We start from the raw sequence: 14,644 nt of genomic DNA on the forward strand, positions 1-14,644 counted from the left end.
CGTGGGTTTTTGTCGTTTCGAGCTATATCCCTAACGTGGATTCTTTTTTCCCTTGAATGATTGAAGACGTTTGTGAATGGCCGCCATTCTTGTTTCGTCACCTGCTTCTACAGGGGTGTAGAACTTAGAATGTACTAAGCTGTCAGGCAAGTATTGTTGGTCTGTCCACCCACCGAATGTGCCAACTGGTGTTGCGTGTGGATAAACATAGCCACCATGACCGAGTGCAGCAGATCCGCTGTAGTGTGTGTCGCGTAAATGCATGGGGATTTCACCGGTTGGTTTTTCATGCAATGTTTTCGTGGCAGCATCGATCGCTTTATAAGCAGAGTTTGACTTCGAAGCTAAACACATCTCTATAATGGCTGTTGCAAGTGGAATGCGTGCTTCAGGCATGCCGAGACGCTGTGCGGCATCTGTAGCCGCGAGAACTCGGCTCCCAACTTCCGGCGCTGCCAATCCAATATCTTCATAACTCATGACGAGCATACGTCTAGTAACAGCAGTCAAGTCGCCGATTTCAAGTAATTGTGCCAAATAATAAAGCGCCGCATCGACATCACTTCCGCGTACACTTTTTTGTAAAGCGGATAATAAATTAAAGTGATGCGATCCCTTTTTATCACCTAGTAAACTAATTCTAGTTAATAATTGTGCGAGCAATGCATCTTCTATAATAATCTTGCCGTCTTCTTCGTCACTAGCAGCAAGTAATGATTCGAGAAACGTTAAAGCTTTTCGTGCATCCCCATTCACGCCTTCTGAGATTTTCTCCAGTTGTTCTGTAGTGATGTCGATTGTTTCCTTACCGAGTCCTTTTTTCTCGTCTTTCAACGTACGCTCGAGTAATTCCAGTAAATCTTTTGGCTGCAATCGTTTCAATTGGACGATTTCCCCGCAGCGCGAACGAATAGCGGGATTGACATCGTGGAATGGGTTTTCCGTTGTCGCACCAATCAAGACGATCGAACCGCTTTCTACGTGAGGAAGCAGTGTATCTTGTTGCAATTTATTGAAACGATGAATTTCATCTAAAAATAGCAATACTTTACCTGTCATCCGGGCTTCTTTCACTACATCTTCTACATCTTTCTTGCCCGCCACAGTCGCATTCAGCGCAATGAAAGGAAGTTTCGAAGTACCCGCAATTGCGTAGGCTAACGACGTTTTTCCGATACCTGGTTCACCATATAATAAAAGAGAAGGGACATGCCCGTTCTTGATCATCCGATATAAGGGAGTATTTTTGCCGATGACGTGGTCTTGTCCGATCACTTCATCAATCGTCTCAGGCCGCATACGAAAAGCCAAAGGTTCATTATGCATGTACATCCTCCTAGCGTACGTTTGTTCTTTCATTATACCGTAAAACATTAGTGAAGTCATTTGCAAGAACCAGTGATACAATTATGCTATACTGATTTCAGCAATTTTAGTAAAGGACGATGCCCAATGAAAATATCCACCAAAGGACGATACGGACTTACAGTAATAGTAGAATTAGGACGGAAATATGGAGAGGGTCCTGTGCCTTTGCGTAAAATCGCAGAAGAACAAAATCTCTCTGAAGCATATCTGGAACAACTGATCCCGCCTTTACGCAACAGCGGAATGGTGAAAAGTGTTCGCGGTGCCTACGGTGGCTATAAACTCGCAAAAGATCCATCCGAGATTATGGCAGGGGACGTCATTCGTTTGCTTGAAGGGCCGATCCAATTAGTCGAAGGACTCGATGACGATGATATTCCGCAACGCGAACTATGGAAACGAATCGGAGACGCCATCCGAGGGGTATTGGATCATACGACGATTAGAGACTTAATTGAATTTGAAGATACGTCGACTGCTGATGAATACATGTTCTATATTTAAAGGAGTTTAGTTATGAAACCAGCTATATATTTAGACTATGCCGCTACGACACCGATGCATCCAGCTGTATTGGAGAGATTTACTACTGCGCTACATGATACATATGGTAATCCTTCAAGTACGCATCAATTTGGCCGACACGCAAAGAAAGTGCTAGAAGAAGCACGTAAAACGCTAGCTTCTTCAATCCATGCATCCCCGAATGAAATCATTATTACTTCTGGAGGTACAGAAGCGGATAATTTGGCGATTTTTGGGTACGTACAGTCGTTGAATACAGACGGCAAACATATTATTACGACAGAAATTGAACATCACGCGGTATTAAACCCTTGTAAACAACTGGAGTCACAAGGCTATAAAGTGACGTATCTATCACCCGACCGAAATGGGGTCATTACAGCACAACAAGTTCAAGATGCGTTAACAGATGAAACCATTTTAGTGTCCGTTATGTTCGGTAACAATGAAGTAGGAACGATTCAACCGATTGCAGAAATCGGCGAGTTGCTCTCTACACATCCGGCTGCTTTTCACACAGACGCAGTGCAAGCTTACGGTACATGCCAACTGGACGTCGAAGAACTGCAAGTCGATTTCTTATCAGTTTCAGCTCATAAAGTGAATGGACCTAAAGGGGTCGGTTTCCTGTATCAACGAAATGGCAAGTTGTTGTCGAGCCAAGTACTCGGCGGGTCACAAGAGAAAAAACGTCGCGCAGGTACTGAAAATGTGCCAGCTATACTTGCATTTGCAGAAGCAGTCTCGATTGCTGAGCAAACGAAACTAGAAAAGCAAACAACGTATTCTATGTATAAACAAAAAATGGCGGATGTCTTTGAAACAAATCAAATCGATTTCCAACCGACTATTCCCCACGCAGTAGAATCTTTACCACATATTTATCATGTATCGTTTCCGGGTACCGATGTGGAGACGTTTTTGATGAGCTTGGATTTAGAAGGGGTAGCCGTATCAAGTGGTTCTGCTTGTACTGCAGGATCATTTGAACCGTCACATGTCGTAACGGCTATGTTTGGCACGGAATCAGATAAAGCTAGAAACTCGATCCGCATCAGTTTCGGCTATGACTTAGATGAATCTATTATAGAAGAAGCAGCCAATCGAATCGCAAAAGTAGTCAAACGACTAGTGAAATGAATTCAGTAAAGGATGAACAATATGACAACGAAAAAAGCACCTGCCGATACACGTGTAGTCATTGGAATGTCAGGCGGAGTGGACTCTTCGGTTGCGGCATTACTCTTAAAACAGCAAGGCTATGAAGTGATCGGAATCTTTATGAAAAACTGGGATGACACCGACGAATCCGGACATTGTACCGCGACAGAAGATTTTGAAGACGTACGCAGTGTTTGTGATCAGATCGGCATTCCGTATTACTCTGTGAATTTTGAAAAGCAATATTGGGATAAAGTATTTACGTATTTCTTGGATGAATATAAAAAAGGTCGCACACCGAATCCAGACGTCATGTGTAATAAAGAAATCAAATTCAAAGCATTCCTCGAACACGCAAAAAGTCTAGGTGCCGATTATTTGGCGACCGGACATTATGCACAAGTCGTAGAACGCGAAAACGGTGTAGCGATGCTCCGTGGTGTAGACAATAATAAAGATCAAACATACTTCCTGAATCAATTGACGCAAGAGCAACTACAGCAAGTAATGTTCCCTCTAGGTCATATGGAGAAAAGTGAAGTCCGTGAAATCGCAGAACAAGCAGGACTCGCAACAGCGAAGAAAAAAGATTCAACAGGAATCTGTTTCATCGGCGAGCGTAATTTCAAAGAATTCCTCGGGGAGTACTTACCTGCACGTCCAGGCGAGATGCAGACGATGGACGGAGTGAAGATGGGCAAGCACGACGGACTCATGTACCATACAATTGGGCAACGTCATGGTCTAGGAATTGGCGGAGCTGGAGAACCTTGGTTTGCGGTCGGTAAAGACTTGGAGCGCAATGTGTTGCTAGTTGAACAAGGCTTCTATCACGACACACTATTTTCAACGAGTTTACAAGCAACGGATATGAATATTTGTTCACCGAAAGAATTACCGGAGACATTCACTTGTACAGCTAAGTTCCGTTATCGTCAACCGGACACTAAAGTAACGGTGCAGTTGTCTGGTGACGAAGCCATCGTGACGTTTGATGAGCCTGTTCGTGCAGTCACGCCAGGACAAGCTGTCGTGCTGTATGACGGTGATGAGTGCCTAGGTGGCGGAACAATCAATGAAGTATTTAAAGACGGCAAGAAACTGACATACGTAGGATAAGGAGGCAATAGCATGTCGATTCATCAAAATGCGATTAAAGAAATGCAAGAAGGCAATTATGAGAAAGCGATCGAGCTTTTCATGAAAGCGGTAGAAGAAAATCCAGAAGAGCCTACAGGCTATATTAATATCGGAAATATTTTTGCGTCGCTTGGAGATGCTGAGCAGGCGGAACCGTTTTTCCAAAAAGCATTAACGCTTGACGAGAATGCAGGAACGGCTTTTTATGGACTGGCGAATCTATATTACAATCAAGAACGCTTTGAAGAGGCAGCAAAATTATATGAAAAAGCGATCAATACAGGATTGGACTCTGCCGATGCGTATTTCATGCTCGGTAAAAGTATGGAGCAAGCAGGTAATGACCGTTTAGCATTGCCGTACTTACAGCGTGCGGTAGAGCTGAATCAAGACGATCAAGAAATCGCATTGTCCTACGGGATTTTATTAGCGAAATTGGAGTTGTTTAAAGAAGCAAAGCCTGTATTCGAAGCTATTTTAGCAGTCACACCAGATCATGCGGATACTCACTATAATTTAGGTGTATTGTACGCAGTTTCCACGGAAGATAAAGCGACTGCATTGTCTCATTTGGAACAAGCTTTCATTGCTGAACCAGACCATACACAAGCGCGTTATTTATTCGATATGATCAAGCTTGGAGAACAAGGCGAGTAATATATTTGTAGAAAAAGGAGGGAACCCTTCGATGAGTGAAACAGCACCATATTTAATCGGTAGGCCGGTCGTGACGATTTTCCATAATACGACGAATCTATTTTCCATCGTCAAGTTAAAAGTCACTTCCACCAATACTGATTACCGCGACAGTGAAATAGTGATCAAAGGCTCTTTCCCTCCTCTCGTCGCGGAAGAAGATTACAAATTCACAGGACGACTCGTTAACCATCCAGTACATGGACAGCAGTTCGACGTGCAGACATTCTCAAAAGAGTTGCCTGCGACAGAGGCGGGTCTGATCCTGTACTTATCTGGTGATTTATTTCCTGGAATCGGGAAGAAAACAGCTAGTGATATCGTGAAGACACTCGGCAATAACGTCATCCAGAAAGTCCTTGAAGACCGCAGTGTACTGGATCAGATTCCGCGTTTGAGTGACGAACGGAAAGATACGCTCGTTTCAGTCTTGCAGGAGAATCTAGGTCTTGAACGTACTATGGTGCAACTCAATGAATGGGGCTTCGGTCCGCAAGTGGCTATGCGTATATACCAAGCGTATCAAGATGATGCCATCACGATTCTGACGGAAAATCCATATCGTTTAATTAAAGAAATTGAAGGGATCGGCTTTCAACGTGCAGATGATCTCGCGAAGCAACTCGGGCTCGTAGGAGATCATCCTGCGCGTATTAAAGCAGCTGTTTATTACAGCGTACATAGTGAAGTACAGTCAGCAGGACATGTCTACGTAGAGTCAGAGGTGATCTTGCCGCAAGCGAAGCAGCTACTTGAATCGAGTCAGGCACATATTATCTCGTACGAATCGATCACCCAAGCCGTGATTGAACTCGTCGAAGAAGGCACACTGTCTGCTGAAATGCAGCGACTCTATTTACCCTCTCTTTATTTTTCGGAAATTGGGATTGCCGCTAAAGTCAATAAAATTCTCGAAAATGAAGTCGCGGAACAATTTCCCGCTTCTGAAATACGAAAAGCTATTGGTGAAATAGAGGAACGTTTGGAAGTACAGTATGCCGAAACGCAAGTAGAAGCGATTGAACGCGCCCTTCATTCTTCATTACTCGTGCTAACAGGGGGACCCGGGACAGGTAAGACAACTGTCATAAGAGGTTTAGTTGAGGCGTACGCAGAACTGCATGGTATCTCACTTGACCTCGACGAATATGCACGTAAAAAAGAACCGTTTCCGATCATCTTGGCAGCCCCTACCGGACGCGCAGCGAAACGGATGTCCGAATCAACCGGATTACCTGCCATGACGATCCACCGCCTACTCGGATTTACGGGTCAGGACGCCGAAGAAGAGACGGAGCGGGAAGTGGATGGCAATCTCATCATCATTGACGAAACGTCCATGGTCGATACGTGGCTCATGCATCAGCTGTTAAAAGCTGTCCGCAATGATGCACAGTTATTATTCGTTGGAGATCAGGATCAACTACCTTCTGTAGGACCTGGTCAAGTGTTGCATGACTTCATGCAGTCAGGAAAAATTCCGGTCGTTGAACTGACCGATATTTTCCGGCAAAGTGAAGGCTCAACCATCATCGAAATGGCCCATATGATCAAGCAAAAAGAATGGACGATGGATGTTACAAAGAAGACGTCGGATCGGTCGTTTATTAAAGCGTCGAGTGAACAAATTTTGCCTGCAGTTAAACAAATCATTCAAAACGCCACATCAAAAGGGCATTCCATTAAAGACATTCAAGTGCTAGCACCGATGTACAAAGGTCCAGCAGGCATAGATGGTTTGAATAAGATGATACAAGAAGTGACGAATCCACCTGCTGAGGGAAGAAAAGAAATGGTTTTCGGAGAAACGACGTATCGTGTCGGGGATAAAGTTCTGCAACTCGTCAATCAACCGGAAAGTAATGTTTTCAATGGGGATATGGGAGAAGTCGTTGCGATCATGCTAGCGAAAGAAACGACTGACAAAAAAGCGATCATGGTCGTTTCGTACGACGGCAATGAAGTGCAATACGAGCGAAGCGACTTGAATCAGCTGACACTTGCGTATTGTTGTTCTATTCATAAATCCCAAGGTAGCGAATTTCCAATCGTTGTCATGCCGATCGTCAGAAGTCAGCGGAAAATGTTACGTCGTAATCTGCTGTACACCGGGATTACGCGTGCAAAGAACTTCTTAATACTTTGCGGTGAAGCAGAAGAATTTAAAGCAGGCATTGCGCGCACCGACGAAACCGAGCGACAGACGACACTTCAAGAACGCATAACTGGGGAAACACAAGAAGTTCAGACAACACAAACAGCAGAAACGATCTCACTCGATACAGCACCTGCAAAAGTGACGGCTGAACCACAAGATATGTCGCACGCGAAGTTAACGATGGAAAATTTCACTGCAATTGATCCGCTCATAGGTATGAACAATGTATCACCACTCGACTTTCTTGAAGTGACTGATTGACAAAGCGAGAGAACTTTCCTATAATTCGTTTAGAAATAATGAAAAACGTTGAAGGAACAAGTACCTGTTTATTCTGTGCAAAAGAAAAGAGCTTCTTGGCTGAAAAGGCTCTCTCAGATCTACGGCGAACGCTATTCCGAAGTTGCAGGCTAATCCCTGCCGTCTTGCCGCGTTAAGGCAACTCGAGATACCGCTTCATGCGGTAATTAGGGTGGTACCGCGATCAATGAAACCTTCGCCCCTTTATACAAGGGGGGGAGTTTTTTTAATTTTAGGAGGAGTAAAACGATGAAGAAACTTACGGCAGCTGAAATCCGCCAAATGTTTTTAGACTATTTTAAAGAGCACGGACATAATGTAGAACCATCAGCTGCATTAGTACCAGTTGATGACGCATCACTATTATGGATCAACAGTGGAGTCGCAACATTGAAAAAGTATTTTGATGGAAGAGTAATTCCTGAGAACCCACGGATTGCAAATGCGCAAAAATCGATTCGTACAAACGACATTGAAAACGTCGGCTACACAGCGCGCCACCATACGTTCTTTGAAATGCTTGGCAACTTTTCAATAGGTGATTATTTCAAAGAAGAAGCTATCATCCGTGCGTGGGACTTCCTGACTAATGAACAGTGGATCGGTTTTGATCCGGAACTTTTATCTGTAACTATCCATCCAGAAGATGAAGAAGCATACACTATTTGGAAAGATCAAATTGGCATTCCAGTAGAGCGTATCATTCGTCTTGAAGGAAACTTCTGGGATATCGGCGAAGGTCCAAGTGGTCCGAACTCTGAAATCTTCTATGATCGCGGACCTAGTTACGGTGACGATTTCTCAGATCCAGAATTATATCCAGGTGGAGAAAATGAACGCTATTTAGAAATCTGGAACTTAGTATTCTCTGAGTTCAATCATAATCCTGATCACACGTATACACCGCTTCCAAAGAAAAACATCGATACAGGAATGGGTCTCGAGCGTATGGCATCCGTAATTCAAGATGTACCTACAAACTTCGATACAGATTTGTTCTTACCGATTATTGAAGCGGTTGAAAATGTATCAGGCAGAAAATATGGTGAAACGACGCAAGCGGATATTGCGTTTAAAGTCATCTCAGATCACATCCGTACCGTAGCCTTCGCAATCGGTGACGGCGCACTTCCGTCCAATGAAGGCCGTGGATATGTGCTGCGTCGTCTATTGAGAAGAGCGGTTCGTTTCGCGAAACAATTAGGCATCGATAAGCCATTCATGTACATGCTCGTACCGATTGTCGGAGATATCATGAAAGACTTCTACCCAGAAGTCCATGATAAACAAGCATTCATTATGAAAGTCGTGAAAAACGAAGAAGATCGTTTCCACGAAACATTGCATGACGGAATGGCGATCTTAACGACAATCATTGAAAAAGCAAAAGCTTCAGATTTGCCAATCGTTTCAGGCAGCGACGCGTTCAAACTTTATGACACATATGGTTTCCCGTTTGAACTAACAGAGGAATTTGCTCTAGAAGAAAATGTGGCAGTTGATCGTATCGGGTTTGACGAAGAAATGGCTGCACAACGAAATCGTGCACGTGCTGCGCGTGTAACGTCTGACTCCATGCATGTTCAATCCGGCGTGCTTGGTGAAGTGCATGAGGCAAGTGAGTTCATTGGCTATAGTCAACTAGAAACGAATGCGATCGTCAGTGTACTTGTGCAAGACGGTCAACGTATCGCACATGCATCTGAAGGTGAAACGGTACAAATTATTTTGGATCAGACACCGTTTTATGCAGAAAGTGGCGGTCAAGTAGCGGATAAAGGCACGATCTCAAACGAGTCGTTCACGGCAGAAGTTCGTGATGTCAAAAAAGCGCCTAATGGACAGAACTTGCATACCGTTTTCATCAGTTCAGGTGAATTGAATGAAGGAGTAGCAGTCGTTGCTAAAGTAGACGAGTTCTCTCGCAATTTGACAGTGAAGAATCATACAGCTACACACTTATTACATCGTGTGTTAAAAGATGTTCTTGGTGAACACGTCAATCAAGCAGGATCATATGTTGGCCCGGATCGTCTTCGCTTTGACTTCTCCCATTTTGGACAAGTTACAAAAGAAGAACTAGAGCGCATCGAATTCCAAGTCAATGAACAAATTTGGGCAGGTACGCCAGTGAACACATTAGTATCACCGATAGCTGAAGCAAAAGAAATGGGTGCGATGGCATTGTTCGGCGAGAAATACGGTGATATCGTACGCGTCGTCAAAGTTGGAGATTACTCAATCGAGCTATGTGGAGGATGCCACGTTCGCAATACGTCCGATATAAACGTATTCAAAATCGTTTCTGAAGGCGGAATCGGCGCGGGTACTCGACGCATCGAAGCATTTACGGGTGGACAAGCTTTCCGTTCATTCAAAGAAGATCAAGCGGTCATTGATCAAATAGCAACAACGGCTAAAGCAACTCCAAAAACGGTCGTCACAAAAGTTGAATCGATTCTCGCAGACTTTAAAGAACTTCAGCGAGAAAATGAATCACTGCAAGCGAAGATGGGCAACAGTCAATTGACAAGCGTCATGGAAACAGCTCAGCAGATCGAAGACGTCACAGTCATTTCTGCAAATGTAGAAGTGAAAGACAACAACGGTTTACGTCAATTAATCGATGAAATGAAACAAAAAACTTCCAAAGGCGTCATTGTACTTGGTACAGTAACGGATGGAAAAGTCATGTTGGCAGCAGGAGTTACCGACGATTTAAAAGGTAGCAACTACCACGCAGGAAAAATCGTCAACCACGTTGCATCTCTCTGTGGCGGAAAAGGTGGCGGTCGCCCAGACATGGCAATGGCTGGAGCAAAAGATGTGTCAAAACTTGATGATGCGCTTCAATCCGTGTATGATTATGTAAAATCTGTTTAACCATTATGTAGAGCGATTATGTTAGGGAAATAGATAAGATGTACGATGTTTAATCTATACGACCTTTTTATAGTAAGAAGTTAATTCGTTATACACATAAATGGAAATCGGAAAGCGGGGTGTCGAGTATGAGTTCATCAGATGAAACGATGAAGTTCAACTTTCCTGAGGAGTCAATGGAGGAAGAAGTCAAATCAGTCATGCTCCACGTTTACAAATCATTAGAAGAAAAAGGGTACAACCCGATTAATCAGATGGTCGGCTATTTACTATCTGGAGATCCAGCCTATATTCCACGCCACGAAGACGCTCGTAGTCTGATTCGGAAACTGGAACGAGATGAAATTCTAGAAGAATTAGTCAAGTTCTACATTCGGGAGAATAGAGGCAAATCCGAATGAGAACTATGGGATTGGATGTCGGCTCAAAAACAGTCGGCATTGCGATAAGTGACAGTCTCGGTTGGACAGCCCAAGGAATCGAAACGATCAAAATTGATGAGGCGGTAGGTTCTTTCGGGATGAAACGAGTCAAACAGCTAATAGAAGAATACGAAGTGACAAAATTTGTCGTCGGGTACCCGAAGAATATGAATAATACCATTGGGCCCCGCGGCGAAGCTTCCGAACAGTACGCAGAGAAATTGCGAGAAAAGTTCGGTTTACCTGTTGTATTATGGGATGAAAGATTAACGACTATGGCTGCAGAACGCGTTTTAATCGATGCCGATGTGAGTCGAAAAAAACGTAAAGAAGTCATAGACAAAATGGCAGCAGTTATGATTTTGCAAGGATATTTAGATTCACAAAAAATTTAGAGGTGATTACACAATGGAACACGGACAAGAGAACATGACAATCGTAGATGAGAACGGCGAAGAGCACGTATGTGAAGTAATTTTAACATTTGATTCAAAAGAATATGAAAGATCATACGTCCTGTATCATATTTTAGACGGCGAAGAGAGAGACGATGACGAGGAAGTTGAAATCCACGCGTCCGCATTCATTCCGACTGAAGAAGGACAAGATGGTGGTTCACTTCTTGAAATTGAGTCCGATGAAGAATGGGATATGATCGAAGAAGTTTTGAACACATTCCTTGAAGAAGAAGACGAGTAAACGATAATAGTATGTGACGGGCGGAATGGTGCTGACCGTTCCGTCTTTTTTAGTTAATTGATCCATAGCGGAAGAAGAGGTGAGGCTTGTGGAAAAAGAGCCCCAAAGAAAAAAACATGTCATGTTTGAACGAATGTTGGAGCAAAAGGAAGAAGTGAGAACCGTTAGAAAAATAGTACTTTGGATTGTTGCGATTGTATTGGTTGTAGGGATAGTAGGAGGCTTTTCAGTCTATACATACATAAAAGGCGCGTTGCAACCCGTTGATCCGGATTCGGAAAAAGTAATAGAAGTAGAAATTCCAATAGGTTCAGGTTTGGATACAATTTCTGAAAAACTGGAAAAGTCGGGTATTATTAAAAGTGCACGGATCTTTAAATACTACGCAAAAGTAAATAACGAAGCAGATTTCCAAGCAGGAACATATGGCTTGTCACAGTCTATGACGCCTGATGAATTAATCGAGAGTCTAAAAACAGGTGTAGTCTACCGCACGCCAGCATTTACGCTTGTGATTCCGGAAGGTTTAACACTTGATCAAATTGCAGAAAAAACGAGTGAAAAGACGACAATTACTTCAGAACAGTTTATGAAGTACGTGACGGACGAACAGGTCATTGCAGAATATATGACGAAGTATCCAGAAGTGATAACGGATGAAATTCTAAATGAAAATATCCGCTATGCTCTAGAAGGTTATTTATTCCCAGCTACTTATCCATTCTATGAAGAAAAACCGACTGTAAAAGAAGTTGTGGATACGATGGTAGATGCGACTGTACAGAACGTCATTCCGTATAAAGCCTACTGGGCACCAGAAGATGAAGAACTGAAGAAAAGTCGTTCAGTCCATAAAATGCTGACATTTGCTTCATTGTTGGAAAAAGAAGCAACAGGCGAAACGGATCGTCAAACGATTGCGAGTATCTTCAATAACCGCATTGCACAAGGTATGCCATTGCAGACCGATCCAACCGTTCTATATGCACTAGGCGAACACAAAGCCCGCGTGATGAACGAAGATCTAAAAGTGGACAATGTCTATAATACGTATAAAAATAAAGGATTACCGCCCGGCCCGATTGCAAATGCTGGAACAGCTTCCTTACAGGCGACAGTTGAACCGTCTAAAACAGGATATCTATTCTTCCTAGCAGATAAAGACGGTAACAATCACTATGCCAAAACGTATGAAGAACACTTGAAAAACAAAGCCGAATTTATTGATAGCCAGTATAAATAATACGTTGTAAAGGGGAAGTGTATATGACGGACTACACTGCGTACATTAGCCGCTTTGCAGAAGGAAAAGAGCCGCTCATCCTTGAAATGGAACGCTTCGCTGAAGAACACCGTGTGCCAATCATGGATGATGCAGGTCTTTATACGTTGATCGGGTTGCTGAAAATCCAGCAACCTAAGCGTATACTCGAAATCGGAAGTGCCATCGGCTATTCGGCTATTCGATTAGCAAAAGCGTTTCCGGACGCAATCATTTATACAGTCGAGCGCGACACGGAACGTTATGAGAAAGCAGTCGAGAACATTGAGCGTAGCGGATTGCGAGAGCGCATCACAATCATTCATGCAGATGCACTGGAACTGGATGAAACGACATTACACCAGCAACCATTTGATGCACTGTTCATAGATGCAGCAAAAGGACAATATCGAAAGTTTTTCGACAAATACAGTCCTCTTGTTGGTGCGTTAGGTGTAATTTATTGTGATAATATGTTTATGCATGGTATGGTGCTGTTGGAAGATGCAGACATACCAAAACGTAACCGAACAATGATTCGAAATTTGCAGCAATTCACGAGCTGGGCGATGCGCAATGAACAGTATGAAACGTCATTGTTACCAATAGGTGACGGCATTTTGATAGCCGTGAAAAAGTAGTGAAGAGTAGACCGTAAAGGGGAATAGTTGTGAAGAAAAAACCTGTCGTGATCGGTATTACCGGAGGTTCAGGATCCGGAAAAACTAGTGTCACCAAAAAGATACATGAAGTATTCCAAGGTCATTCAGTCGTTGTCATTGAACAAGACGATTACTATAAAGATCAATCACATTTGGCATTTAATGAAAGATTACAAACGAATTATGATCATCCGCTAGCGTTCGATACAGATTTACTGATTCAACATATCCATCAGTTGATCAACAGACAGTCAATCGAAAAGCCGACATATGATTATACTTTGCACACACGGGCGACTGAAAAAGAAGTGGTAGAGTCACAAGACGTTATCATTCTTGAAGGAATATTAGTCTTAGAAGATGAACGTTTGCGTGATCTTATGGATATTAAGTTGTTTGTTGATACCGATTCAGATATACGAATTATTCGTCGTATTTTACGGGACATCCATGATCGTGGACGGACGGTAGATTCTGTCGTAGAACAATATATGACGGTTGTTCGTCCTATGCACAATCAATTCATTGAACCTACAAAAAAGTATGCTAATATAATCATTCCCGAAGGCGGCGAGAACGCGGTTGCGATTGATTTAATGGTAACGAAGATAAAAACAATTCTTGCATCTGTCGATGAAGTATAATATGATGATGACATAATTTTAAATCAATTCAACATCCGCCTGTTTATATAAGTAAATGAGGATGTGCGCAAGACATGCAAGGGCTTTTTTTCGTTCAGACGAGTAAAAGGAATGAAAAGAAGAAAAGTTAAAACTAAAATAGTTCCACTATGTCACATAATTAAAGTTAGTGTGGCATAGTATTTTTTATGAACAGAAATTTGAGGAGTGTTATTAAATGGTTTCAGAAAAAAAGTTTCCAATGACAGCTGCAGGTAAAGCAAAGTTAGAAGAAGAATTAGAGTATTTGAAAACGGTTAAACGTGTGGAAGTAGTAGAAAGAATCAAAATCGCACGTAGTTACGGTGATTTATCGGAAAACTCCGAGTACGATTCAGCGAAAGAAGACCAGGCATTTGTCGAAGGGAAGATTTCTTCTATTGAAGGAATGATTCGCAATGCAGTCATTATTACTGAAAATGAATTAAATACGGATGAAGTTCAATTAGGTAAGACGGTCACATTCAGAGAAATTCCTGACGGTGACAAAGAGACATATACAATTGTAGGATCAGCAGAAGCGAATCCTCTAGAAGGTATGATCTCAAACGACTCACCAATTGCAAAAGCATTAATTGGTCGTAAGAAAGACGAAAAAGTTAGGATTCAAACTCCCGGCGGTGAAATGTCAGTAGAGATACTCGAGATAAAGTGACACACGTACCGTCTTCTTATTTGTAGAAGAC

At 42.8% G+C, this 14,644-nt stretch carries 14 protein-coding genes; 13 read left to right on the top strand and 1 reads right to left on the bottom strand.

Annotation, left to right across the window (positions count from 1 at the left end; translation table 11 throughout):
• Positions 1-30: 30 nt before the first annotated feature.
• A complete protein-coding gene (locus tag CSV69_RS09055; protein ID WP_099625661.1) occupies positions 31-1,326 on the bottom strand; it encodes a replication-associated recombination protein A in 1,296 nt (431 codons plus the stop codon).
• Between the two features lie 126 nt (positions 1,327-1,452).
• Here CSV69_RS09055 and cymR point away from each other — a divergent pair, with 126 nt between their 5' ends.
• The 13 genes from cymR (at position 1,453) to greA (ending at position 14,613) form a co-directional block, all read left to right on the top strand.
• Positions 1,453-1,872 carry a cysteine metabolism transcriptional regulator CymR gene (gene cymR, locus CSV69_RS09060; RefSeq protein ID WP_085428877.1) on the top strand — a complete coding sequence of 140 codons (420 nt, stop codon included), beginning with the start codon at positions 1,453-1,455 and terminating at the stop codon, positions 1,870-1,872.
• Between the two features lie 12 nt (positions 1,873-1,884).
• The gene (locus tag CSV69_RS09065) at positions 1,885-3,033 is read left to right on the top strand and encodes a cysteine desulfurase family protein (protein ID WP_099693235.1); all 1,149 of its coding nucleotides are present in this window, start codon (positions 1,885-1,887) and stop codon (positions 3,031-3,033) included.
• Positions 3,034-3,054: 21 nt separating this feature from the next.
• On the top strand, positions 3,055-4,173 hold the full coding sequence (gene mnmA, locus CSV69_RS09070; RefSeq protein WP_085428879.1) for a tRNA 2-thiouridine(34) synthase MnmA: 1,119 nt from the start codon (positions 3,055-3,057) through the stop codon (positions 4,171-4,173).
• A gap of 12 nt (positions 4,174-4,185) precedes the next feature.
• The gene (locus tag CSV69_RS09075) at positions 4,186-4,851 is read left to right on the top strand and encodes a tetratricopeptide repeat protein (protein ID WP_085428880.1); all 666 of its coding nucleotides are present in this window, start codon (positions 4,186-4,188) and stop codon (positions 4,849-4,851) included.
• A 31-nt stretch (positions 4,852-4,882) separates the two neighbouring features.
• Positions 4,883-7,309: an SF1B family DNA helicase RecD2 gene (gene recD2, locus CSV69_RS09080; protein WP_099693236.1), complete on the top strand. Its 2,427-nt coding sequence runs from the start codon at positions 4,883-4,885 to the stop codon at positions 7,307-7,309.
• Between the two features lie 288 nt (positions 7,310-7,597).
• Positions 7,598-10,231, top strand: a complete 2,634-nt coding sequence (gene alaS, locus CSV69_RS09085; RefSeq protein WP_099693237.1) for an alanine--tRNA ligase — start codon at positions 7,598-7,600, stop codon at positions 10,229-10,231.
• 128 nt (positions 10,232-10,359) lie between these two features.
• The gene (locus CSV69_RS09090; RefSeq protein ID WP_085428883.1) at positions 10,360-10,632 is read left to right on the top strand and encodes an IreB family regulatory phosphoprotein; all 273 of its coding nucleotides are present in this window, start codon (positions 10,360-10,362) and stop codon (positions 10,630-10,632) included.
• A complete protein-coding gene (gene ruvX / locus CSV69_RS09095; protein ID WP_099625665.1) occupies positions 10,629-11,048 on the top strand; it encodes a Holliday junction resolvase RuvX in 420 nt (139 codons plus the stop codon). The genes CSV69_RS09090 and ruvX overlap by 4 nt, the downstream gene beginning before the upstream one ends.
• A gap of 13 nt (positions 11,049-11,061) precedes the next feature.
• Entirely contained in the window at positions 11,062-11,352 is a 291-nt protein-coding gene (locus CSV69_RS09100; protein ID WP_085428885.1) for a DUF1292 domain-containing protein, read from the top strand.
• Between the two features lie 121 nt (positions 11,353-11,473).
• Entirely contained in the window at positions 11,474-12,595 is a 1,122-nt protein-coding gene (gene mltG / locus CSV69_RS09105) for an endolytic transglycosylase MltG (RefSeq protein WP_085429120.1), read from the top strand.
• Positions 12,596-12,618: 23 nt separating this feature from the next.
• Positions 12,619-13,254 carry an O-methyltransferase gene (locus CSV69_RS09110; protein ID WP_085428886.1) on the top strand — a complete coding sequence of 212 codons (636 nt, stop codon included), beginning with the start codon at positions 12,619-12,621 and terminating at the stop codon, positions 13,252-13,254.
• 29 nt (positions 13,255-13,283) lie between these two features.
• On the top strand, positions 13,284-13,919 hold the full coding sequence (gene udk, locus CSV69_RS09115) for a uridine kinase (protein WP_085428887.1): 636 nt from the start codon (positions 13,284-13,286) through the stop codon (positions 13,917-13,919).
• Between the two features lie 217 nt (positions 13,920-14,136).
• On the top strand, positions 14,137-14,613 hold the full coding sequence (greA, locus tag CSV69_RS09120; protein WP_085428888.1) for a transcription elongation factor GreA: 477 nt from the start codon (positions 14,137-14,139) through the stop codon (positions 14,611-14,613).
• Positions 14,614-14,644: the final 31 nt, after the last annotated feature.

The sequence above is a fragment of the Sporosarcina sp. P26b genome (assembly GCF_002743245.1).
Taxonomy (GTDB): Bacteria; Bacillota; Bacilli; order Bacillales_A; family Planococcaceae; genus Sporosarcina; species Sporosarcina ureae_C.